At 62.6% G+C, this 21,638-nt stretch carries 23 protein-coding genes and 1 tRNA gene; 10 read left to right on the top strand and 14 right to left on the bottom strand.

What is annotated here, in order from left to right; genetic code table 11:
• Positions 1-3: 3 nt before the first annotated feature.
• Both AC066Y_RS28515 and AC066Y_RS28510 read right to left on the bottom strand, forming a co-directional pair.
• On the bottom strand, positions 4-519 hold the full coding sequence (locus AC066Y_RS28515) for a hypothetical protein (RefSeq protein ID WP_456722804.1): 516 nt from the start codon (positions 517-519) through the stop codon (positions 4-6).
• A gap of 264 nt (positions 520-783) precedes the next feature.
• A complete protein-coding gene (locus tag AC066Y_RS28510) occupies positions 784-1,389 on the bottom strand; it encodes a hypothetical protein (protein ID WP_478276759.1) in 606 nt (201 codons plus the stop codon).
• 87 nt (positions 1,390-1,476) lie between these two features.
• Here AC066Y_RS28510 and AC066Y_RS28505 point away from each other — a divergent pair, with 87 nt between their 5' ends.
• Entirely contained in the window at positions 1,477-1,662 is a 186-nt protein-coding gene (locus AC066Y_RS28505) for a hypothetical protein (protein ID WP_478276758.1), read from the top strand.
• Positions 1,663-1,677: 15 nt separating this feature from the next.
• Here the strand turns inward: AC066Y_RS28505 and AC066Y_RS28500 are convergent, their stop codons facing one another.
• Both AC066Y_RS28500 and AC066Y_RS28495 read right to left on the bottom strand, forming a co-directional pair.
• A complete protein-coding gene (locus tag AC066Y_RS28500) occupies positions 1,678-1,866 on the bottom strand; it encodes a hypothetical protein (RefSeq protein WP_478276757.1) in 189 nt (62 codons plus the stop codon).
• Positions 1,859-2,164, bottom strand: a complete 306-nt coding sequence (locus tag AC066Y_RS28495; RefSeq protein ID WP_478276756.1) for a hypothetical protein — start codon at positions 2,162-2,164, stop codon at positions 1,859-1,861. Before AC066Y_RS28495 ends, AC066Y_RS28500 begins: the two co-directional genes overlap by 8 nt.
• A 749-nt stretch (positions 2,165-2,913) precedes the next feature.
• Between AC066Y_RS28495 and AC066Y_RS28490 the strand changes: the two genes are divergently transcribed.
• Positions 2,914-3,618 carry a DUF4145 domain-containing protein gene (locus AC066Y_RS28490; protein WP_478276755.1) on the top strand — a complete coding sequence of 235 codons (705 nt, stop codon included), beginning with the start codon at positions 2,914-2,916 and terminating at the stop codon, positions 3,616-3,618.
• On the opposite strand, the gene AC066Y_RS28485 is transcribed toward AC066Y_RS28490, so the two are convergent.
• The 3 genes from AC066Y_RS28485 to AC066Y_RS28475 all read right to left on the bottom strand — a co-directional run bounded on the left by AC066Y_RS28485 (position 3,615) and on the right by AC066Y_RS28475 (position 6,601).
• Positions 3,615-5,780: an AAA family ATPase gene (locus AC066Y_RS28485; protein ID WP_478276754.1), complete on the bottom strand. Its 2,166-nt coding sequence runs from the start codon at positions 5,778-5,780 to the stop codon at positions 3,615-3,617. The genes AC066Y_RS28490 and AC066Y_RS28485 overlap by 4 nt on opposite strands.
• A gap of 10 nt (positions 5,781-5,790) precedes the next feature.
• Positions 5,791-6,354, bottom strand: a complete 564-nt coding sequence (locus AC066Y_RS28480; RefSeq protein ID WP_478276753.1) for a sigma-70 family RNA polymerase sigma factor — start codon at positions 6,352-6,354, stop codon at positions 5,791-5,793.
• A gap of 109 nt (positions 6,355-6,463) precedes the next feature.
• The gene (locus AC066Y_RS28475) at positions 6,464-6,601 is read right to left on the bottom strand and encodes a hypothetical protein (RefSeq protein WP_478276752.1); all 138 of its coding nucleotides are present in this window, start codon (positions 6,599-6,601) and stop codon (positions 6,464-6,466) included.
• 700 nt (positions 6,602-7,301) lie between these two features.
• On the opposite strand from AC066Y_RS28475, the gene AC066Y_RS28470 reads away from it, so the two are divergent.
• Positions 7,302-8,906 carry a recombinase family protein gene (locus AC066Y_RS28470; protein ID WP_478276774.1) on the top strand — a complete coding sequence of 535 codons (1,605 nt, stop codon included), beginning with the start codon at positions 7,302-7,304 and terminating at the stop codon, positions 8,904-8,906.
• Here the strand turns inward: AC066Y_RS28470 and AC066Y_RS28465 are convergent.
• From AC066Y_RS28465 to mnmA, 4 genes are all read right to left on the bottom strand, one after another.
• Positions 8,863-8,939 (bottom strand) — tRNA-Met (locus AC066Y_RS28465). The two genes, AC066Y_RS28470 and AC066Y_RS28465, sit on opposite strands and share 44 nt — an antisense overlap.
• A 116-nt stretch (positions 8,940-9,055) precedes the next feature.
• Positions 9,056-9,412: a hypothetical protein gene (locus AC066Y_RS28460; RefSeq protein WP_478276751.1), complete on the bottom strand. Its 357-nt coding sequence runs from the start codon at positions 9,410-9,412 to the stop codon at positions 9,056-9,058.
• 52 nt (positions 9,413-9,464) lie between these two features.
• Positions 9,465-10,103, bottom strand: a complete 639-nt coding sequence (locus AC066Y_RS28455; protein ID WP_173640979.1) for a class I SAM-dependent methyltransferase — start codon at positions 10,101-10,103, stop codon at positions 9,465-9,467.
• Positions 10,104-10,128: 25 nt separating this feature from the next.
• Entirely contained in the window at positions 10,129-11,325 is a 1,197-nt protein-coding gene (mnmA, locus tag AC066Y_RS28450) for a tRNA 2-thiouridine(34) synthase MnmA (RefSeq protein ID WP_478276750.1), read from the bottom strand.
• 369 nt (positions 11,326-11,694) lie between these two features.
• On the opposite strand from mnmA, the gene AC066Y_RS28445 reads away from it, so the two are divergent.
• From AC066Y_RS28445 to AC066Y_RS28435, 3 genes are all read left to right on the top strand, one after another.
• On the top strand, positions 11,695-13,281 hold the full coding sequence (locus tag AC066Y_RS28445; RefSeq protein WP_478276749.1) for a flagellar hook-length control protein FliK: 1,587 nt from the start codon (positions 11,695-11,697) through the stop codon (positions 13,279-13,281).
• Positions 13,282-13,291: 10 nt separating this feature from the next.
• Positions 13,292-14,008, top strand: a complete 717-nt coding sequence (locus AC066Y_RS28440; protein ID WP_092117260.1) for a flagellar hook assembly protein FlgD — start codon at positions 13,292-13,294, stop codon at positions 14,006-14,008.
• Positions 14,009-14,469: 461 nt separating this feature from the next.
• On the top strand, positions 14,470-14,643 hold the full coding sequence (locus tag AC066Y_RS28435; protein ID WP_478276748.1) for a hypothetical protein: 174 nt from the start codon (positions 14,470-14,472) through the stop codon (positions 14,641-14,643).
• 130 nt (positions 14,644-14,773) lie between these two features.
• Here AC066Y_RS28435 and AC066Y_RS28430 read toward each other — a convergent pair whose 3' ends face one another.
• The gene (locus tag AC066Y_RS28430; RefSeq protein ID WP_478276747.1) at positions 14,774-14,989 is read right to left on the bottom strand and encodes a hypothetical protein; all 216 of its coding nucleotides are present in this window, start codon (positions 14,987-14,989) and stop codon (positions 14,774-14,776) included.
• A 29-nt stretch (positions 14,990-15,018) separates the two neighbouring features.
• Positions 15,019-15,996 (bottom strand): helix-turn-helix domain-containing protein, encoded by a 978-nt coding sequence (locus AC066Y_RS28425; RefSeq protein ID WP_478276746.1) that lies wholly within the window; start codon positions 15,994-15,996, stop codon positions 15,019-15,021.
• Between the two features lie 543 nt (positions 15,997-16,539).
• On the opposite strand from AC066Y_RS28425, the gene AC066Y_RS28420 reads away from it, so the two are divergent.
• Positions 16,540-16,719, top strand: a complete 180-nt coding sequence (locus AC066Y_RS28420; RefSeq protein WP_478276745.1) for a hypothetical protein — start codon at positions 16,540-16,542, stop codon at positions 16,717-16,719.
• 154 nt (positions 16,720-16,873) lie between these two features.
• Entirely contained in the window at positions 16,874-18,100 is a 1,227-nt protein-coding gene (locus AC066Y_RS28415; protein WP_478276744.1) for an OpgC family protein, read from the top strand.
• A gap of 136 nt (positions 18,101-18,236) precedes the next feature.
• Here AC066Y_RS28415 and AC066Y_RS28410 read toward each other — a convergent pair whose 3' ends face one another.
• Positions 18,237-19,016, bottom strand: coding sequence for an alpha/beta fold hydrolase (locus AC066Y_RS28410; protein ID WP_342726624.1), 780 nt, complete (start codon positions 19,014-19,016; stop codon positions 18,237-18,239).
• Positions 19,017-19,557: 541 nt separating this feature from the next.
• Here AC066Y_RS28410 and sciP point away from each other — a divergent pair.
• Positions 19,558-19,833 (top strand): CtrA inhibitor SciP, encoded by a 276-nt coding sequence (gene sciP / locus AC066Y_RS28405; protein ID WP_002714638.1) that lies wholly within the window; start codon positions 19,558-19,560, stop codon positions 19,831-19,833.
• 227 nt (positions 19,834-20,060) lie between these two features.
• Positions 20,061-21,638 (top strand): flagellar basal-body MS-ring/collar protein FliF, encoded by a 1,578-nt coding sequence (gene fliF, locus AC066Y_RS28400; protein WP_478276773.1) that lies wholly within the window; start codon positions 20,061-20,063, stop codon positions 21,636-21,638.

Genomic DNA, 21,638 nt, shown 5'->3' with positions numbered 1-21,638 from the left:
CTTTTAGCCGAGCGCTTCGTCGTCTAGCGCTTCAGCAAATTTTTGCTCATCAGCGAATACGGTGAGCGTGTCTCTCATTTCGGTGTCGAGAATCTTCGCGATCAAGCGAACGTCAGTTTGCCCGAGAAGCTGCGGCGCGAGCTTTCCGCCCATCGCCAACAACGTCGTTCTTAAATCGCCGAGTATGCGGGTGTATGTTTTGGTGACACTGGCACGGTCGATCAGGGAGCCGCGCAGCCGCTCGTTTTGCAGCCGCATCTTCTCGGCGCGGTAGCGCTCCGCTTCCGCTTTCGCTGCGGCGTACTCGCTATTGGTCCCGCCCTCGCCTCTTCCGCTCGCGGCATGGCCGATTACTCGGTCATTGTCCGCCGAGCTTCTCACTGTCTCAACAGCACGGGCGAAGTCCGCCTCGCAGTTCTGTTCGGTGATGTCGGCCGCCGCGAGCAAGCGACGCACGGTCGCCTGATCCAGGCTCGTTTCGTCCGCGATCCTGCGGATAATGCCTCTCGGCCTTCCCATGAGGGTTCTCTGCTATCGAAAATGTCGGCGTTTTCAGTGAAAATGGTGCGGCGGTGCACCGCTGGGCTGCCCGGAGGGTCGCCGGGAGGGACCCCAACGCCCCTGCGGCGGCTTGCCATGGTGCATTGTGGTCGCGTTCGGGACCTACGTGCCAAGGGGGCGCGCGCCACGCCCGACAGGGCGTCGTCTCACTTCCGCTTCAGCCGGACGCGGCGCGCTAATCGTCGCGAGCGTGTCGATATCGCTCCAGCGACGGTGTTGGCTCTAATCGCCCGCGTCGGCGGGCGGGCTGTAAGGCAGGCCTTCGGCGAGAAGCTGCTTCTGTATCTCTTGCGGCAACCGCTGAGCTACTTGCGCACTTGCTTCCTTCTGCCAGGCCAATCGCGCTGCGCCGTTGTCCTGCGCCATCGCGGTGGACGGCTGCTCAGCATAGATTCCTTTCACCGGAAGTCGCTCTCTCCCGCGTCGGATTGCTACGAAGCTGCCTCCGTTAGCCCGGATGACGAAGGCCTTCGCAACGTCGAGCGAAGAGCTGCCACCACCTGTCAGCCTAAATGTGCTAGCATGCAAACCGCCGCGACGGCTCACGGTTGCACCTTGCGTGTTCAGAATGCCGATGCGTAGTTTGGTCGCCACAAACGACGCGCTCAGATCGGATTGAGTAGTACGTCGCACCTTCGTAACGCCAGGGCGGATGCGCGCGACGGAGACGCCCGCGTCCTTCGCAATCACCTCTAACGCGACCTTGCGCGCTGCCGTCGCTGATCGATCGACAGCTCGGCGGATGGCGTTTCGAATGCCACGCGTGCTTAGTTCTTGCGCCCAACGCTCCATTGGAGCGGCGTCGACACTGACTTGTAACAAACTCATCGTATTTATCCCCAGCAAGGCTTTGTGAGTTGCGATCACAAGCGGCTGTTGTTACTGCACAGCGTCAATGGACGTGGAGTCAGTGAATTGAAGCGCGCAAAGAAGAAGACTCAGATTCGCCGCGAATGGACCACGGCAGATGTGAAGAGCCTGAAGAAGCACTCGAAGGCACGTACGCCTGTCGCGAAGGTCTCTAAGGAACTCAAACGCACTATTGGCGCGGTACGCGTCAAAGCCTCGCAACTCGGTATCGGCGTCGGACACCAACGCTGAAGTATTGGCTTCGGCCTAAAGCATCGGCCCCGACACGAACACAACGGGCTCGACACGTCGCGCAGCTAACAGCCGTGCATAGAACAGATTGAAGCCCGGACCCGGGCTCCAATGCGTCGGCATCGCCTGCGCTGCCTTATCGAGAAGCGCGGTCGCGCTGTTCGTGTCGGCGTTCGGTGTCGTGCGCACTTGCCGATCAGTCATCGTCAGCCTCATCGGGCGACGAGTCGCATCTGAACGGCCCGCCGTCAGCGCTCGCGCGTAGGAAGTTGACATGAGGCGTCTCGCCCTCCGCTCGACCCGGGCAGAACGCATGAGTGGTACCGATGCAGCTTGCGAAGAGCGTGACGAACGTTTCGAGCGCGTCGGCTTGACGTTCGGCTGCATCGGTCAGGCGCGCAAGCTTGGCGTCGATACCAATCAGCGCGAGATCGCGCGAGAAAATTGCATCGGAGGGCTTGAGACCTTCGGCGAGGCCTTCGAAAACGGGGTTGTCGCTCATCGGCGTTCCTTTCGAGGGGGTTGCGCCACGCGGCGGTCACGAGCCTACCGCGCGGCGCGCAGTGCAAACGGCATCCCGCTCCGCTCGCACTATCTCTAAAACTTGTTGGGGCCGCGCGCCTGCGCCGCTCAGACTCACCTATACATATTTGCCCGACCCCCATTTCCAGGGGTGGAGGCCAAGCCTCGCGGCTTGTTGGGCCATTTCATCTGATCCGAGCACGCACTGTGCGGAGATCAGGGAGACCGCCTGCTCTCCGAGATCAGTCGCGCAGGCCAACCGGGTCTACGGGACGCTGGAGAAGCGTGCGACCTTTCGAGGGGTCGCCTACGGAGGTGCTCTTTATGATGGCCGTTGCCCCCGCTTCGGCCGGTGAGATGCGCGCTCGGTTTCGAGCGGCCCTATTGGGTAATCAGTTTTGGGAGGCAGTTTGTGACGCGGCCCGACAACTTTTTTCCCGGGCGTCTCGGACGGGCGGTCGGCACTCCGGGCTAATGCTTACCTTCCCAATTCGCGCCCTCGTGCCGTCTCCCTCCCCTGTAGGGAGGGAGAGACGTGCACGGTTGATGGGAAAATCAGTGCACGGTTGCTGCACGGTCGAACTAAGTGACTGATAATACTTGCGAACAACCGTGCACCTGACCGTGCGCGAACCGTGCAGGCCAACCGTGCAAACGACCGTGCAGCAACCGTGCACGGTGGGGCGCTGCACGGTCGATTGCACAGTCAAAATTGTGGAGGGCATTGCCTTGGCTACGGTCTACAAGCTGAAATCTTCACAAGGCAATGATGTGAACATTTTGCCTCCCGCCGCAGGAAACGCAGTGCCCTCTTCCCTAGTGCCAAACATTCGCTGTCCCCACTGCATGCATATGGGAGCATTTACAGCGGTGGGACCGCAAGACTTGCAGATCAATCACCTGGAGTTTAGGAACAATTCGCCGGTCTCCAAAGGCATCTCAACCGTTGGAATTCGCATCTGTCCGAACTACGAATGTCGCGGGATAGTGCTGGTCGTAATGGATGGAACGGGCAAGACCGTTTCGTTGCCAAACGAAGTACTCGACTTCGATTCGACCGATATCCCTCCCGGCATCGCCGCGTCGCTAGAGGAGGCGGTCAAATGTCACGGCTCACAATGCTATAAGGCGGCAGCCCTGATGGTACGCCGTGTTCTCGAAGAGTTGTGTGAAGATCGTGGCGCTAAGGGAAACAATCTCAAGGATCGAATTGCCGCCCTAGCAAATATCGTCATCATCCCGCAGGAGCTTATCCAAGCAGCGGATCACTTGCGGCTGCTTGGAAATGACGCGGCTCATATCGAGGCTAAGACGTATCAGACCATCGGAGAGCCAGAGGTGCGGCTCTCGATAGATTTAGCTAAGGAACTACTGAAGGGCGCTTATCAGTACAAGGGCCTCCTGGGGCGGCTAACGGCAATGCAAAAGCCTTAGCTTGCTAGCCGATATTCCGTCTGTCGATTGTCTCCCGACTTAACGATCTCACCGGCTTCCACCAACTTTGCCAACAGTCGCGGGACGGCCGTGCGTTCTTTAAGCTCCGCCAGCCCGCTCCGCTTTCTATCCACGTTCAGCGCCGCTAGCACGTCCTTCGCGGCCAATCCGATCTCTTCGACCCTATCGCCCGTCTCGGCAGCGATGCTTTCAGCACGCTCCCTGAAAACTCTCAGGGTTGCCGCGAGCTTGTCGGACGGTTCGTCCGGAGGCGTTAGCCTTGCGTCATCATCTGAGTCGTCAGTTGCCAAGTCGATGCTATCGCCGACGGCGACCGGACGAATGATGCAGCTCGTCACGTCCTCCCCGTCCTCGTCTTTGCCGATGACGACTTCCACGAGTTTGAATCGGATGGACTGAGACTTAGATGCGTCACGCATTTTCTCGACGCTGACAGTCGACGCGCATTTGCCCTCCTCGGCGAGCAGCGTGTAGTCTACTGCGCCCAAGATCGCAGACGAACCGCGCATACCTTTCGTCACGTCCTTGCCGCTATGGTGAACGACCAGGACGGCACAATCGAGCGCCGTGGCGACTTTGCGTAGCCGCTCGCATACCAAGCCCATGTCTTTGTCGCTACTTCCATCGGCTCCGGTAGTCGCCGCTGCGAGCGTATCAACAATGACCAGCCGCACCGGCTGCCCGCTATCTGCCTCACATCTGCGGGCTTCAGCGATCAGCTTGTCGGCGGCCTTCGGGTCCTTGAACAGATTGGGGACATTGTTCATCAGAGCCACATCGCCGCCGCTCGTGTCGTTGTTGTCGGCCCATGCCTTAGCGCGCCCACTCATTCCTTCGGCACCTTCGGCGTAGCAGTATAGAACGTCGCCCCCTGCCATCTTACGGCCAAACCACTCCCGCCCGCGTCGAGCGTGGCTCGCGAGATCAAACACCACGAAACTTTTGCCAACGTTAGGCAGCCCGTACAACGCGCCAACGCTGTTGAGCGGGATTAGGCGCTTAACGAGCCAGCGAATGGGCTTATAGTTGGCGACAAGCTCGCCTGCGCGAGTGTGAGAGGAACGCTTGTGACCAGTCTCGTCACCCTCCTCTTCCACCGGTTCAAAGGCGCTTCCGTCACTCGGCTTGGAAACGTGCGCAGGATTGCGTTTCGCTCGCGCGAACTCGCGGGCCAGTTGCCGGTCATCCGGCTCACCTGCGCCAGCCCATTCCTCACAGAACACCGCATAGTCATTAACTGTCAGCTCGGGATACGCCCCAACAAGGAACGTCGCAGCCTTCATCCTATTCGCAGAGCGGTCATCGCTGGGGTGATCATAAAAGAAATCGAAGTCGGGTCGACACTGCCGAATGTAATCGAGCGGGAATTTGCCGACTGTTGAATCGAAGAGCGACAAGAACCCGTCCCGCTCCCCCACGCCAAGCTCCTCAATGAGGCCCTTAATTACGGGATCGCTATCATTGAGTGGCGAAGCCTCACCTTCGGGCTGAGAGCCGATCAACTCGACGACGTAGTCCGGCAGCGTCGGCAATTGACCGCCGACGAACGCACGAACGAATGCTTGCTTGTCGGCCTGGGTGCCGTAGGTCGCGCCATCCTCGCGGATAGAGCCCGGACCGACGAACTGCCCGCCGGTTCCCCGGACATCGGTGCCGTAGTTTTTCTTCAAGGCCCCCGCGCGGTTGCTGAACCGGTTCTCCGGATCGCGGAAGACTACGTGAATCCCTCCGCTTTTCGTCGGGTTGATCGCGACGCCCATGGGCGGTCCCCCATGCTCGTCGAAGAGCGCGCGCAACTTCTCCGGCCCGGAATCTTTCTGATCGGCATCAAGCACAACGAGCTTCGACGGGCCGCACGAAATGGACGGCACCGCGTTGGGGAACTTGCGCCACAGCTTGACGAGTGTGGCATCGTCTCTGGTAGCGCCCACGTGAACGGGTTCAACGCCGTGCTTCTCGACGTACTCTTCGATTGCGGCCTCGCGCTCTTCCTTGCTGAGCGACGTGTCAGCGCGATTGTAGCGGGGGATCAAGGGGACCTTCCCATCGCTAGGCAAGACGTAGAGGCCAGCCTGCGCGAAGAAACGCGCGTTCTTGCGATTCGTGCTCTGACGTTCGCCAGTGTTGTCGCTTACAGTCACGTCTTTTCCTTTAGGCAGTCTGCGCGGCGGGCGTGTCGAGCATCTGGCGCAATTTCGCGCGGCTCCGTTCAAGCATCTTCCGGACACGCTCTGCGTTAAGGTCGAGTGACTTGGCTATTTCGGCAGATTTGAAGCCCGCTCCGGCCAAAAGCAACGCCTCGCCCTCGTGGCCGGGCAGTTCGCGAATAATATCGAGCGCAGCGCGTGCTTCGGTGAGTGCAACACCGTCAGCTCCGTCGCCCCCCTCGGCAAGCAAATCGGGCTCCTCGTGGTCGTCATCGTTGCCGTCGATCAAATCGGCCCTCAACGTTTCGCGCTTGCGGAGTTTGGCGTGGTCATCGAAGTATCTGATGTGCGCAATCCGTCGCAGTGCGTGCAACCAGCACTCAAAGCAGCCGCGTTCATAGGATGCCTGCAATTCCAGCGCGAGCCAGCAAACGTCACTTTGAATCTCGTCAGCGGTAGTGGCTCGGTTAGCGAGGTCGCGAGGCAGCCGCGAAAGGATCGAGCGGCGCAGCATCGGGAGATGGTCGACTAGATCGCGGTTGAATTCGGTCATGGTGAGATGGGACATGAGGTCTCGTGAAGTTTGAGGGCACGCGCAGCCTGTCGCGTGAAGGCGCGCGTTGGGCCTGGGTGGCGTGATTGAAGTGTTGCTTGCTAAGCGGCGTTCGGCGCGAGGCTCAGGCGATGCCGCTGTCGCGCGTGTCCGCCATGACCGTTTCGGGCCAGCGGTTCAGGGAGCCGAGTTTCTGGGGCTTCGGGATTTTGCCTTCCGCGAGCCAGCGCGCGAACGTGGAGGGCGCGGGGTTGCCGAGCACGGCCAGATAGAGATCGCGCCCGCCCAGGCGATGAGGGTGAGGAAAGTCGGAAGGAATGTTGACGCGAATAACGCTCGCGCGCGCGTGGGGTGAGTCATGGGTGTGACCTGAGCTAGAGAAGAATTTGGGCTCAGGACACCGTCCCCGCAGAGACGGCTGACAATCGAATGGCACTCTCGCACTGTCCGGGCTACGCCCCGAGGGACGCTATCGGCAATTCGCTTACGCGAACCACGGGCTCTTTCCCGTGTAGGACTTCGGCTGGTAGGCGTGCCATCCGCCCCCTAATCCTGCCCGCAGTACATGTCCGTTTCTGCGAGGCTTACTTCCGTATATCAGCGTCTATTTGAGTTCTTCAACTTAATGGACATTCGGTTTTGGACTTTAGGACATTAGGAATTTTCATATTTGGCACCCCCTCCCTGCTACGACCAGGGCAACGGCTCCCACTGTCCATTAAGTTGCGCTTTTCCCAAAAGCCCGCGCTTAGTGGGGTCATTCGACCCCTGACCCCGCCGAGCAAATGGTATCTGAGCGCCGACAAACCTGTGGACTGGCAACGGCCGGTTTACCCGCCCCGACCGGGCGCGGTAAGCTCGATCCGGATGTTGTCGCGTTCGTGGAGGCGCTCGCCCGCTACGCGGCTCGCAAGGACCACGAGACCCAATTGAAGGGGCCTCGCCCCAGGGAGTTGAACTAGATGCTTCGCGCCGCGATCTACGCCCGCTTCTCTTCTGAAAATCAAAACGAGAAGTCGACCGAAGATCAGATCGCCTTATGCCGTGAGCTGTGCGAGCGCGAAGGCTTCAAGGTGGTCACGGTCTTCGAGGATCGCGCCATCTCCGGCTCATCGGCTGCCAATCGGCCCGGCTTCCAAAAGATGATGCGCGCCGCCGAGAGCAAGGGCTTCGACGTTCTTGTGGCGGAAGACATTGACCGCATCTCGCGCGATCAGGGCGACTGGCACACGGCTCGCAAACGCTTCGAGTTTCTAGGCATCGCCGTCCACACGGCAATGGGCAAGGTCACGAAGCTCGACGGCGCGCTGCGTGCGCTGATGGGCGAGATGTTCATCGAGAACCTTGTGATCCACACACGGCGCGGGATGGAAGCCGTTATCCGCGACGGCAGGCGTGCAGGCGGAAAGGCTTACGGCTATCAGCCTGTGCCGGGCAAGCCGGGCGAACTTCAGGTCGTCGAAGAGCAGGCGGCGATCATCCGGCGCATCTTCAAAGAGCATCTCGAAGGGCGCACCGTGCGCGACATCGCGGGGCGTCTGAACAAAGACAAGGTCGCGCCGCCGAGCGGACATCGCTGGAATGCTTCAACGATCCAGGGCAGCGCGCAGCGGGGTAACGGCATCCTGCAAAACGAAATCTATGTCGGGCAAATCGTCTGGAACAAGGTCAGCATGATCAAGGACCCGACGACAGGCAAAAGACTGTCGCGCCCTAATCCAGCGTCAAAGCACAAGCGAGTTGATGCGCCCCACCTTCGCATCATCAGCGATGAAACGTGGGCAGCGATTCGAGCAAAGCGTCGGGCCGTTGTGAAGCCGACAATGCATCGCATACCGCGTTTGCTGAGTGGTCTGCTCCGCTGCCCTGTCTGCGGCGGGGGAATGGGTTCTGTAGGCCTGCACCGTGGTGAACCGCGCGTACAGTGCTCGACGTATCGCGAGAGCGGTTCATGTTCGAATAGTCGGATGGTCAACCGAAACAAAATCGAAGCGGCCGTGCTCGATGGGCTCCGCGAAGTGCTCAAGGACCCCGGATACTGGAAGCACTATTTGACGGCCTACAATGAAGAGCGCCGCCTGCTCGTCAGCGGAGCGACCAGAGATCGCGCGAAGCTGGAACGCCGCGCCGGAGAAATCAAGCGCGAAACCGAACGGTTAGTCGACGCCATCGCCCAAGGTGCCCGAACTGATGCCATCGTCCCTCGCCTGAACGCCCTAGAGGCCGAAAGGCTATCGGTCGAAGAGCAGCTCGCCGCTGCCACCGATCAGGGCAAAACGGTCGCCCTCCACCCGGCTGCGATCCGGAATTATCTGGGAGACGTTGAGGCGCTGAGATCGGCGCTCGACGACGAGAAGGCATCCGAGCGGCCCGAGCTGATCGCGCCCCTACGGCGCTTGATCCACAGCGTTGTGGTGCACGCTGAGCCCGGCGTGAAAGGTTCGTTCGATGTCGAGATCAAGGGCCGGTTGCAAGAGCTGGTAGGCGCTCCGTTCCTCCAACGTTCCCTGGGTGGGGGACCGTTGGTAGCGGGAGAGGGACTCGAACCCCCGACCCCAGGATTATGATTCCCGTGCTCTAACCAGCTGAGCTACCCCGCCATGGGCTCGCGATCGGCGGCATGCAAGCCGCGGGTGCGAACGCGCGGCATATAAAGAGTGGCACGCACGCCTGTCAAGCAAACCCGGACGAGACCGCAAACTATTGCAGATAGAGGCTATTTTGGCCTGACCGAGGGGTCGCCGCCGGGGCTGCCGGGTGGAGGAATCACCGGCGTGTTGCCGCCTTGCGGGGTCGGCGCACGCATTTCGGGGTCGACGCCGGCCGGCGGACACAGCACGCCGTCGGATTTGGCGAGCTTGTCGCCCAAAGCTTGCCCGGTGGTGGTTCCCTCTGGCGCCGCAACACCCGGATGCGAAGGCTGCTGCGGCGCGCAATTCGCGGCCGCGCGAGACGGCGCCGGCGGCGCAGTCGGTGCCGGCGGCGTGGCGGGCGTGGGCGGCGCCTGCGCCGCGGCAACGACGGGCGCCATGATCAGGGCACAGGACAAAGCGAGTGTTCGATTGATCCTCATGACGAGAAAACCGTGACGACGCGCCGATGTTCCCGTCAAAATCGCCGCATTCTCACGATTTGCGGAAGCGGATCAGCGAGAAATGCCCCATCGGCGGCATCGGCCGGCGTTCCGCAAGGCTGACGCCGCCATGCTTGGCGGCCCAATTGGTCAGCCGCTCCCACGGAAATTCCGGACGCCAGCCGAGCCGCCGCGCCAGCGGCGCGAAGGCGAGCTCGAAGATCCGGCGCGGGCCGCTCTCGGCGCCGATGTGATTGACCAGGATCAGCTCGCCGCCCGGCTTCAGCACGCGAATGAAATCATCCAGCGTCGCCTCGGGATCCGGCACCGCGGTGATGACGTATTGCGCGACCACCGCATCAAAAAACGAATCCGGAAATGCGAGGTGCTTGGCGTCCATCACCGCCAGCGTCTCGACATTGCTGAGGCCCAGCGCGCGCACGCGCTTGAGCGCCCGCCGCAGCATCGGCTCGGAAATATCGACGCCGCACAGCTTCGTGGTGCGCGCATATTCCGACAGCGACAGCCCGGTGCCGACGCCGACGTCGAGCACGCGTCCGCCGATCCGGTCGGCCTCCGCGATCGTCGACTGACGGCCCTGATCGAACACCTTGCCGAACACGAGATCGTAGATCGGTGCCCAGCGGCCATACGCCTTTTCGACCCCCTCGCGGTCGATGTCCCCAGCCATTCCCCTGCCCCGATGCTTCTTCTGTCTAGCCGCGAACCGCTTCCGCCAGCGGCGCCATCGCATCCTGCGTCGCGGCCCGCGCCGCGCGGCTCGCGCTCGCACTTCTGATGAAGCCGCCGCCGAGCACGCGCGCCTGCCCGGAGGCCGCGTCGTAGAACACGCAGGCCTGGCCGGGCGACACGCCCTCCTCGCCGGCGACGAGCTCGACCTCATAGCCGCCATCCGTGGCGCGCAACCATGCCGGCTGCGGCGCGCGCGTCGAACGCACGCGGACATAGATCTCGATACCCTCGCCGATCACGCGGTCCAGCGCGCCGTCGCCGATCCAGTTGACGTCGCGCAGCGCGATGCGATCCATGCGCAGCGCCTCGCGCGGCCCGACCACGACCCGGCGCGTCGCCGCGTCGAGCTTGACCACATAGAGCGGATGGCTTGATGCGATGCCGAGGCCCTTGCGCTGGCCGACTGTGAAATGAACGATGCCCTGGTGCTGGCCGATGACATTGCCGGCGAGATCGACGATGTCGCCCGGCGCGATCGCATTCGGCTTCAGCCGTCCGATGATGTCGGTGTAGCGGCCGGTCGGCACGAAGCAGATGTCCTGGCTGTCCTGCTTGTCGGCGACCTCGAGATCGAAGCGCCGCGCCAGCTCGCGGGTCTGCGGCTTGGTCATGTCGCCGAGCGGGAAGCGCAGAAAGTCGAGCTGCTCGCGCGTGGTCGCGAACAGGAAATAGCTCTGGTCGCGATCGGCATCCGCCGCGCAAGTCAGCGAGCGCGATCCGTCGGCAAGCCGGCGCGAGGCGACATAATGTCCGGTGGCGAGCGCCTGCGCGCCGAGCTCGCGCGCGGTCGAGAGCAGATCGCGAAATTTGACCGAACGGTTGCACTCGATGCACGGCACCGGCGTTTCGCCGAGCGCGTAGCTGTCGGCGAAATTGTCGATCACGGATTGCTTGAAGCGGCTTTCGTAATCGAGCACGTAATGCGGGATGCCGATCCGCTCCGCGACATTGCGCGCGTCATGGATGTCGCGGCCGGCGCAGCAGGCGCCCTTGCGATGGGTCGCGGCACCATGGTCGTAAAGCTGCAGCGTGATCCCGACCACGTCATAGCCCTGCGACTTCAACAGCGCAGCCGTCACCGACGAGTCGACGCCGCCGGACATGGCAACGACGATCCGTGTGTCTTCAGGGCGGCCTTCAAGATCCAGACTGTTGAGCATCTCTAAGTGGTCATTGGTCACCGTCGCGGCGAGCTTATGCGCTCCGCGACGAAATTGGAAAAAAGCCTTTGTCCAGAAAGCCTTAGAACGCGTCCAAGGCCGGTTCGGTCGGTTCGGGACGCGTCGGAGGCCACCTTTAATATAGGCCGTATTCCGGCGAGGCAATCCGGCGGAATCCGTGTCTTGCCGTGCGCGGACGGCAAATCTTGCCGCCGGGCAAAAAGGAGGCCTCTCTGGAACCTGTTCCAGGCCGCGCACGCACCTCTTAACCAATTGAAATAACTCAGTATTTATAACGACCGATGATTGGCCCGCTCCTTGCTGACAATACGCCGGAAGTCTCATTTGCGAGGGTTGGCAGTGGTCAGCGTGACGTCGGAAGCATTTGCAAGCCGGTCCTTTCAGGGCGCGGCGCCGCGGTCGGCGCGGCCCGATCCCGCCTCGCAGGCGGGGAACGACGGCTTTGCCGCGCTGGTCGACAGCAATTCTGCGTCCACGAGCGACAACACCAGGCACGACACCCAACCGTCGCCCGCGCGCCGGTCCGACGATTCGACCTCGACGACCGATGCACGCTCCCGCGACAACAGCACGGCCCCCGACCGGACGTCGCGGGATTCCGGCAGCTCGCGCGATGACAACAAGGTCGATAGCGGCAGCGACGCGCCGCCCAAGACCAAGTCGAAATCGAAATCGGACGACTCGAAGTCGAGCACTGATGCGCAATCCACCGGCGACAAGGCCGCGACGCAAGCCGTGCCGCAGCCGGACCCATCCAATGCGGCGGCGGCCAACGCCGTGGTTGCCGTCCCCGTCGCCGCCGTAGCGGCGACTGACCCGGCAGCGGCGACCGCGCCAGCCGGCCAGCCGGCCGCACCGCTTGCGATCGCGGCTGCGGCCATCGCGGCCAGCTCGGCCATCGCCGCCACCGGTGCGCCGGCCGGCAGCGGCGCGCCTGCCGGCGCCGACACCGCAACAGCGGCGACCACCGCGGCGAATGCCGACAAGGCCGCCAAGGCGGCGGGCGTCAAGACCGAGAGACAGGTCATCACGACAGATGCGGCAACGGTTTCCGGCGCAGCGACGGCGACCGGCGATGCGACACTCGCCGCCACGGTTGCCGCCGGAACGCCGGCAACGAAGACGACGACGCAAGCCAAGGCACAGGTGGCCGCAAAGGACGCGACTGTGACAACGCCAACCGACCAGGACGGCGCGGCCCAGGGCAACGCCAACACCGCGCAGGCCGCTCCGACCAACATCGTTCCCGCAGCGACGCAGCCGGCGGCTGTATCCGGCAAGGCGAAGGCCACCGCGGACGGCGCAGCCGATGCCATCAAGGCCGATGCAAGCGGCGACGGCAACGCCGCGCCGACGCCGACGGCCGGTGGCCACGCGGCTGCGCAGGCCCAGCTGACGACGCCCGATCCCGGCGCGCAGGCGGCGAACGCACTCCAGGCGCAACTGCCGGCCAGCCAGACGACGCCGTCTGCGACCGCGCAATTGACCGTGACCAACGCCGCGCAAACCGCCGCCGTGCCGCTCAGCGGGCTTGCGATGCAGATCGCCGCCTCCGCCAAGAGCGGCAAGAGCCGCTTCGAGATCCGGCTTGATCCTGCCGAGCTTGGCCGCATCGATGTCCGCATCGATGTCGATCGCAACGGCCAGGTGACCTCGCATCTCACCGTCGAACGCCCGGAAACGCTGTCGATGCTGCGCCAGGACGCCAACCAGCTGCAACGCGCGCTCGACAATGCCGGCCTGTCGACCGGCAATGGTGGATTGCAGTTCAGCCTGCGCGATCAGTCGCAGTCGGGCCAGAACAACAACGGCCAGTCCAATCCGAACGCCCATCGTTTGATCGTCACCGAGGAGGACAGCGTCCCCGCCGCAGCAGCGGGCCGCTCCTATGGCCGTGCAACCAGCGCCCTCGGCGGCGTCGATATCAGAGTGTAAGGAGTTCACCATGGCAGTCGATGCAACCATGCCGACGCCGGTCGTCTCAGCACCGGGCACCAGCAACGGAACGAGCTCCGGAAGCAGCAGCACCGGTAGCGGCCTGACGACCTCCTCGCAGGGCATCGCCGACAACTTCCAGACCTTCCTGACGCTGCTGACCACGCAGTTGCAGCATCAGAACCCGCTCGACCCGCTCGACACCAACCAGTTCACCCAGCAGCTCGTGCAGTTCGCCGGCGTCGAGCAGCAGCTGAAATCCAACGATCAGCTCAAGCAGCTGATCGCGATCGAGAAGAGCGCGCAATCGACCCAGGCGCTGGTCTATGTCGGCAACACGGTCGCCGTCGACGGCAGCAAGACGCAGTTCAACAAATCCGCGACCTGGAATCTGGTGTCGCCGCAAGCCACCAGCGCCACCATCACGATCACCAGCGCGACCGGCCAGACCGCCTATTCCGGCAATTTCAACCTGAAGCAGGGCAACGCCAGCTTCGTCTGGGATGGCAAGGGCACGGACGGCACGCAATGGCCGGCCGGCACCTACACGCTGACCGCGACCGGCAAGGATTCCAAGGGCAACGACCTCGCCATCTCGACCGAGATTCAGGGCGTCGTCGACTCCGTCGACCTGACCGCCTCCCCGCCGCTGCTCTCAATCGGCGGCCAGACCTACACCACCGACAAGATCAAGCGCGTGGTGCGCGGCGCGACGGGCAGCAGCTAAGCTAAGGCTTCGCTGCATCCAACCAATCCGGCGTTCAGCTTCGCGGGAATTGCGCGTGCGCTTTTGCGCGTCGCCGCATACACACCTGTCGTCCCTGCGAAAGCATGGACCCATACTCCGCGGCGGGTGTTGTTGACGGGACTCGTCATAGCAGCAACGCACAACAAAGAACTTCGGTGGTTATGGGTCCCTGCTTTTCGCAGGGACGACACTGGATATGCGGCATGGCCTGTAAGTCACGCATCCGCATCCTCGCGACATGAACCGTCCGAGCTTTGCTTCTCGTTCCGCCCTCTCCTCCCAAGCAACATCGGCAGACACAAACAGCAATAAATTGCGACACGTCAGCTTCCTGTAAGCAAGCGGACGTTATCTTCATATTCCGCGTTTGAACGCCGCTTCCGCCCTGAACTCCGCAGCTGCCCGGGCTGCGCGCCTTGACCGCCGGCAAGAGCTAGCCTGTGACCCCGACACCGCCAGAACGCGCCCAGACCACTCCAGGCCATGCCGGGGCACCCCACCCGCAGCTTGCCGAGACAATGACCGAGAATGCGCGCCTCAAGACCATCGCCATCACCGTCATGCTCGAGATCGCAGCGCTTCGGGAACGGCTGCCGCCGACTGCCGGCGAGTAGCAACGCAGCCGGAGTGGAATGACCGGGTGCGAGACTGTCTCGCCGCGCTCACGAACCCCGAACGCCAGTCAAGGCTGATGGCCTGCGCCGGCCGCGCAACCGGCGCAGCCCGCTCCATGTGCGCGCCGCATCAATAGATGCGGACGTGATTGGCCTCGAACGTCACCGGAAAATTGTTGCGATTCTGCAAGGTCAGGATCAGCACGACGCCGACACCGCCGCGGTGATCCCAGTACACGGCCCGGTCGGTTTCGTGCCGGGGCTCCATCGAGGTCTGGTTCCTCTCGAAGGAGCGGCCTGCCCGAGTCCTGGCGGCCGACACCGAGCCCGCGATGAAGGCGGGCATTGCACACGCGGCAGTCTGGGCACTGTGGCTCAGCTGGCCGCCTTTCGGGCAAGCCGAACGCCGCGCGGAGAATCGCCGAAGCGAATTCGGAACAGGCGGTTGAAATGCGAAACATCCGAGAAGCCAACCTCCAGCGCGATATCGGAAATCCTCTGACGGCCGGCGTGAGACCCAGTTAGCAATTCGAGCGCGCGCTGGAGACGCAATTCATTCAGGCGCTCCGTGAACGACGTTCCCGATGACGCCATCAGGCGCTGTAGATAGCGCGGCGAGATGCCCTGGCAACGGGCGACCGTTTGAACGCTGAGCCCAGGCTCCTGAAAGTGTATGGTGATGTAGTCGAGGGCTGCATTATGCCGCGCAGCCACGACGGCGCTCGCGCCGCTCTCGCCCAAGGCAGGACACTCGCTGATCGCCAGTGCAACGAGATCATGGATGTGGCTCACGACCGTATGACGAAGTTCCGGGGCGGTCAGTGCTCTCGCCTTGAGCACCGACTTCAGATAGGCCGCGAATAGCCGGAATGCTTCCGCTCGGTGCCCAATCGGCCGCATGGCCAGGCTTTCGACATTCGTTACGCGCTGTTCAAGCTCCGCGCGCGGCACCGCCAGACCGAATTGTAATCCATCGATATAGATAACGCTGGCCGGCTCCGAATGCAGAATTGCGATTGCATCGCCCGCGCGAAGCTCAACTTGGCGGCCGCGCTGCGATAGCTGACTTCTGCCGGGAGAGCAGAAGATGAGGCCGACGGAATCATCGCCATCGGCAAGGTTCGCCTGCAAACGCTTGAAGCGCATCGAAGTGCCCTTTAGCGTGAGCATGCGCAGACCCTGAATCGCCTGCAGCGACGCATCGGCCTGGATCGGAGTGTTCGACAGCGGCTCGATGTCGGCGTGCACGATGCATCGCCCAAAGTGTTCGCGCCATAGAGGGAGACGAATACGCTCCGGAAGGTCGCGCGTCGAAAATCGATACGATGCAAAATCGGCTGCGTCCGTACGCATGGGACCTCCAGCCTTCACAGAGCATCAGGATGAAATGCTGCGGCACACCATTTTCAATGTCTGCATTTTGCAATTCACGCACCGGCCTTCTCAGGGTCGTGCGCGCAAGTCCAAGAAGCCATGCTATCGATCTGCTAGTCTGATTTGCCTGTGATCGATGCAGATGTGAACTGGTTCACGTGCCGGTCAGAATATTACGTTTATACTGATCGCGAAAGTCGCGGCCTTTATTTTCTCCCTTAGGAGGAGACGGTCGTGATGGCTCTATCTGTAATTGCCGCCATGGATTCATTGGACACCCTTGGTGACGCGCGTAGAGCAGTTGATGCCCCTGTTCGCAATTGATCCGGTTTACGGAGCCGCGGGCAGGTCGTTTTGAAAGATTGCTGATACCGATTTTATTTCGCTGCTTTGGCCAAATCGCTGAGCAGAATTTGTCGGACATAAAATGCCGTCGGCACTGTTGGCTTTTGGCCGCCGGTTGAAATGGTCGAAATCTGTCACGTGGGAAGTCAACCTCAGTGATCAGGAAGGCGTTCGATCATGTCCATGATACTCGACATGCTTTATCACGAATACTGTCGTGCCCGCCTCGCCGAAATGCGAAAGCAGCTTTTGATACCGCTCGTCGGCGAAGTCCTGCAGGCGCCGCTGGAAGACGGCGATCGTTCCGGGCCCCTTGATTGCGGCTGGCCAGCGAAAGCGCCGCCAACCCTCGGGTAGCTGGAGCGTCCAATCCCAAGGCTTGGCCGGAGGCTGGTCCGGCACGCGCACGCATTGGAGCATCCAAGCGTCGCATGGACCTGCGCCCGATGAGGCCGTACGCGCGCGCCGGACAGATCGACAGATGCATGACCGAACCCACACCTCGAAGCGAATGATCGGCGAAACTCCGCCGGAATTCAGATCGACCGATCGCGACCCGCGCATCGACGTCTGTCGCGGGATCGCGTTATGGTGGATCTTTCTCGACCACATTCCAAATAACGTCGGAAGCTGGCTGACGCTGCGCAACTACGGCTTCTGCGATGCGGCCGAGATTTTCATGTTCATTTCGGGCGTGACTTGCGCGCTGGCCTACGGCAGAGCCCGTCAACGTGACGGCTGGAGAGGCGTGATCGGCCGTTCGCTGCGGCGGGCATGGGATATCTATGCCGCCTTTCTCTTGCTCGCGCTCGCTTGCGCAGTGCTCGTCTACGTCGCGGGCAGCGATCGTCTCGCCGACGACAGCAATACGCGGGTCTTGTTCGAGCATCCGGGCGCGACGCTTGCGCACGCCGCAATCCTGCAATTCCGCCCTGTCAATACCGATGTCTTGCCGGTCTTTGTGATCTGCCACGTGTTGTTCGCACCGTTGTTGTGGCTGCTGCTGCGCGCACCAAACGTGACGCTAGGCGTTTCGCTGTTGCTTTATGCGCTGGTGCACGTCTTCGGCTGGTGCATTCCCGCCTGGCCCGACGGCGTCTGGTTCTTCAACCCGCTGGCATGGCAGTTTCTGGTCGTGCTGGGCGCATGGTACGTCATCGAGGGGAAGACAATCCGGGATTGGATAACGTCGCGGCCTGCGCTGGTCCTTTCCACTCTCTTTCTCGCGACAAGCCTGGTCATTGCACTCGGCCAGCATGTCAAGCCGGTGGCGCCGCAGGCCTTGACGGACCTGCTATTTCCATCGGACAAATCGAATCTGAGCCCGTTGCGGCTACTTCATTTCCTGGCTCTCGCGATCGTGGCGTCATGGCTTGTTCCCGAGAGTTGGCGAGGACTATCGACGCCGATCCTGCGCAGCGCGCGGTGGTGTGGCGAGAATTCGCTACCGATCTATTGCCTCGGCGTTCTCCTGGCGCTGGTCAGCCAGCTTGATCTGTTCAACATCTCGAACCGGCTTGCGATGCAGATCGCGCTCAGTCTCGGCGGCGTCTTGATGATGACCGCCGTCGCGGCGCTCCTGAACGCGCTCAGCACCAAGCGCAAGCCTGCGGTGGGCGCAGTTGATCGGAAAATGCCCGCCGCCGCTACAAATCGGAAAGTTGAGGATCGCGCACACGGGACCGTTCCTGATGCACAGCTGACAGCCGTCACCGCTCCGTCGACGTACTGCCCTTGATTTGGATCGTGCCGGACATCGGCTATTTGCCACGTTCGGCCGCACACGCATTCGCGACGCAACCATTCCGACCTCTCCCCACACGCGGGGGGAGGCGAAACGGAGCTCGCTGCCGAAGCATGCTTGCCGCCGATGCTCACTCCGACCGGCCCGCGGCCTCGAGGATCAGCCGCGCAATCGGCTCGGGCTGTGAAATCAACGCGAGATGGCTGGCCTTCACCTCGATCGTGGTGGCGCCCATCCGCTTGGCCATGAAACGTTCGAGATCCGGATTGATGGTGCGGTCCTCGGCCGAGACGGCGTAGTAGCTCGGCTTGCTGCGCCAGGCCGCGTGGCTGGTCTTGCCTGCCAGCAATTGCTTGTGGAACGGCTGCTGCACGGCATAGAGCACCTTCGCCTTGGCTTCCGGGATGTCGCCGGCGAAATCGCGCAGGAACGCCTCTTCGCTCAGCCGACCCTCGTCGCCATCGAACACAATGCCGGCGCTCGCGGGCGGCGTCGGATAGGTTTTGGCCAGCGCGGTGTAGTCCTCATCCGCATCGGGTGCGCGCGCGGCGACATAGACCAGCGCCGAGACATTCGGATGCACACCGGCCTCGGTGACAATCATGCCGGAGAAGGAATGGCCGACCAGAACGGTCGGGCCATCCTGACGATCGAGCACACGCTGCGCCGATGCGACCGCTTCCGGCAGTGTGGTCAACGGATTTTGCACGGATGTCACATTGAGCCCTGCCGCCTGCAGGCGCGGAATGACTTCCGACCAGCACGAGCCGTCGGCGAACAGGCCGTGCACCAGCACGACGTTGCGTGCCTTCACCGGCGGCTGCGTTGCGGCGATGCCGCGCGAGGACACCAGCGAAGCTGCAGCTCCCGCAAGCAAGGCGGTCGAGAAAGTGCGTCTGTTCATCATCATGACAAGGGCTCGGATGGAGTGATTGGGGAAACGCGCCCACCTGCGGTGGGCGGACAACGACTCCTACGCACACGAGAGCACGTCGTTACGGCGCTATGCTGTTGTCAAAGAGAAGTGATGACGGTCGGTCCGGCAATCTTTCGACACACGTCGTGACCCGCGACGAATTGCGAAAGCGAGTTTCAATTGATCATCTCGCCCGGGGCCACCCCTCTCCCCAGCCCTCCCCTGCAAGGGGGGAGGGAGCCTGATAAGTGTGCTCATCTCACGTTGAGCAACCCAATTACATGTGAGGGACGCACTGGCGGGAGGGTTCCCTGCCCCCCTTGCGGGGGAGGGTTAGGGAGAGGGGTGCAGTTGTTCCGCTGCCCGACAAGAGGCGCATAACCGGCAGCGCGCGGCTCCGAGCGCCCAATCCGCCGCCCTGTTCCCGGCCATTCCAACGAGATTCGTATTGAACGCTTGGGCTTAGGCAAATTTTAAACCGGTGGGCGTAGCTTACCTCCTGAGAGTTCAGTGGTTGAGAGTTTGTGAGTACGCCATGACAGAACCCCATCGCCCGAGGGTGAAATACGTCATCGGGCCTGACGGCAGCCCGTTAACGATTGCGGACCTGCCGGCCCCCGGTACCAAGCGGTGGGTCATCCGCCGCAAGGCCGAAGTCGTCGCTGCGGTCCGCGGCGGCCTGCTCTCCCTTGAGGAGGCTTGCAGCCGCTACACGTTGACCGTCGATGAGTTCCTTTCCTGGCAGTTCTCGATCGACCAGCATGGTCTGGCCGGACTGCGCACCACACGTATCCAGCAGTACCGGCAGTAAGTTTCGCCTAAAGAGTGGTATTTGACGAAAACCGGCCTCGCTTTGCGAAGCCGGTTTTTTTCATGTCCGCGTTTTTGCCGCGGTTCTTAATCTTCGTTAACCATATGGAAACCATACCCTAGGCAATATTTGCCCAGTCGGACCCGCGTGGGCCGAATCCCTGGGGGCCGTTGGTGCAAAGTCTGGTTGCTTTCTTCAGAGGTCTTGGTGCGGCCCGCCTCGCGGCCATGGTTGCGGTCACCGCGGCCCTGATCGGTTTCTTCGCGTTCGTCATCATGCGCGTCACCACGCCCCAGATGACCACCCTCTTCACCGACCTGTCGACCGAGGATTCCTCGGCCATTATCAAGGAGCTGGAGCGCCAGGCGATCCCGTTCGAGCTGCGCAGCGACGGCGCCGCGATCATGGTGCCGAAGGACAAGGTGACGCGGCTCCGGATGAAGCTCGCCGAGGGCGGCATGCCCAAGGGCGGCGGCGTCGGCTACGAGATCTTCGACAAGTCGGATGCGCTCGGTACCACGAGCTTCGTCCAGAACATCAATCATCTGCGGGCACTGGAGGGCGAGCTCGCCCGCACCATCCGCGCCATCGACCGCGTCCAGGCCGCGCGCGTCCACCTCGTGCTGCCGGAAAAGCCGCTGTTCTCGCGCGAGACGCCGGAACCATCGGCCTCGATCGTGCTCCGGGTGCGCGGCGCGCTGGAGCCGCAGCAGATCCGCGCGATCCGCCACGTCGTCGCCTCCGCCGTCAACGGGTTGAAGCCGCAGCGGGTCTCGATCGTCGACGAGGCCGGCCAGCTGCTCGCCGACGGCGCCCAATCCGATGCCGATGCCGCGGTCGGCGACGAGCGCCGCGCCGCCTTCGAGAAGCGGATGCGCAAGCAGGTCGAGGACATCGTCTCCTCGGTGGTCGGCGCCGGGCGCGCCCGCGTCCAGCTCTCCGCGGACTTCGACTACAACAAGATCACCCAGACCTCGGACAAGTTCGACCCCGAAGGCCGCGTGCTGCGCTCGACCCAGACCCGCGAGGAATCGAGCCTCACCGCCGACAATTCCGGCCAGGTCACCGTCAACAACGAATTGCCGGGCAACCAGAACCAGGACAACGCCGCCCGCGCCCGCGACCAGAGCAAGAAGAGCGAGGAAACCAACAATTACGAGATTTCCCGCACCACCAAGACCGAGGTGACCGAGGCCGGCCGCGTCAACCGCATCTCGGTCGCGGTGCTGGTCGACGGCGCCTACGCCAAGAACGAAAAAGGCGAGATGGTCTACCAGGACCGCACCAAGGAGCAGCTCGACCGTATCGCCGCCCTGGTCCGCTCCGCGATCGGCTTCGACCAGAAGCGCGGCGACCAGGTCGAGGTCGTCAACCTCCGCTTCGCCGAGCCGCCGACCGCTCAGCCGATCGCGGAGCCGACCGGCCTGCTCGGCATGCTGCAATTCACCAAGGATGACGTGATGTACGTCATCGAGCTCGGCGTCATGATGATGCTCGGCCTCGTCGTGCTGTTCATGGTGGTCCGCCCGCTGGTCAAGCGCATCGTGGCGGCAGACGTGATCCCGGCGCTCGGCGGCGGCGCGGGCCTGCCCGCGCTGGCCGAAGCCCATGCCGAGAGCGCCGGTGCGCCCGGCCAGGCGCTGATCCCGAGCAGCAGCGGCGCAGCGCAATTGATCGACGTCGCCCAGATCCAGGGCCAGGTCCATGCCCAGGCCGTGCACCGGGTCGGCGAACTCGCCGAGCGCAATCCGAACGAAACCGTCTCCATCGTCCGTCAATGGCTGAGCGAGCCGGTAGAGAACTGA

It is taken from the genome of Bradyrhizobium sp. USDA3010 (assembly GCF_056429065.1).
Note: the sequence above shows the minus strand (reverse complement) of the source record. Positions and strands in the feature narration are given on the sequence as shown.

Coding starts and splice junctions, on each gene's coding strand:
- AC066Y_RS28515 (WP_456722804.1), bottom strand. CDS start 519: ATGGGAAGGCCGAGAGGCATTATCCGCAGGATCGCGGACGAAACGAGC.
- AC066Y_RS28510 (WP_478276759.1), bottom strand. CDS start 1,389: ATGAGTTTGTTACAAGTCAGTGTCGACGCCGCTCCAATGGAGCGTTGG.
- AC066Y_RS28500 (WP_478276757.1), bottom strand. CDS start 1,866: ATGACTGATCGGCAAGTGCGCACGACACCGAACGCCGACACGAACAGC.
- AC066Y_RS28495 (WP_478276756.1), bottom strand. CDS start 2,164: ATGAGCGACAACCCCGTTTTCGAAGGCCTCGCCGAAGGTCTCAAGCCC.
- AC066Y_RS28480 (WP_478276753.1), bottom strand. CDS start 6,354: ATGTCCCATCTCACCATGACCGAATTCAACCGCGATCTAGTCGACCAT.
- AC066Y_RS28470 (WP_478276774.1), top strand. CDS start 7,302: ATGCTTCGCGCCGCGATCTACGCCCGCTTCTCTTCTGAAAATCAAAAC.
- AC066Y_RS28460 (WP_478276751.1), bottom strand. CDS start 9,412: ATGAGGATCAATCGAACACTCGCTTTGTCCTGTGCCCTGATCATGGCG.
- AC066Y_RS28455 (WP_173640979.1), bottom strand. CDS start 10,103: ATGGCTGGGGACATCGACCGCGAGGGGGTCGAAAAGGCGTATGGCCGC.
- mnmA (WP_478276750.1), bottom strand. CDS start 11,325: ATGCTCAACAGTCTGGATCTTGAAGGCCGCCCTGAAGACACACGGATC.
- AC066Y_RS28440 (WP_092117260.1), top strand. CDS start 13,292: ATGGCAGTCGATGCAACCATGCCGACGCCGGTCGTCTCAGCACCGGGC.
- AC066Y_RS28430 (WP_478276747.1), bottom strand. CDS start 14,989: ATGCCCGCCTTCATCGCGGGCTCGGTGTCGGCCGCCAGGACTCGGGCA.
- AC066Y_RS28425 (WP_478276746.1), bottom strand. CDS start 15,996: ATGCGTACGGACGCAGCCGATTTTGCATCGTATCGATTTTCGACGCGC.
- AC066Y_RS28420 (WP_478276745.1), top strand. CDS start 16,540: ATGTCCATGATACTCGACATGCTTTATCACGAATACTGTCGTGCCCGC.
- AC066Y_RS28415 (WP_478276744.1), top strand. CDS start 16,874: ATGATCGGCGAAACTCCGCCGGAATTCAGATCGACCGATCGCGACCCG.
- AC066Y_RS28410 (WP_342726624.1), bottom strand. CDS start 19,016: ATGATGATGAACAGACGCACTTTCTCGACCGCCTTGCTTGCGGGAGCT.
- sciP (WP_002714638.1), top strand. CDS start 19,558: ATGACAGAACCCCATCGCCCGAGGGTGAAATACGTCATCGGGCCTGAC.
- fliF (WP_478276773.1), top strand. CDS start 20,061: ATGGTTGCGGTCACCGCGGCCCTGATCGGTTTCTTCGCGTTCGTCATC.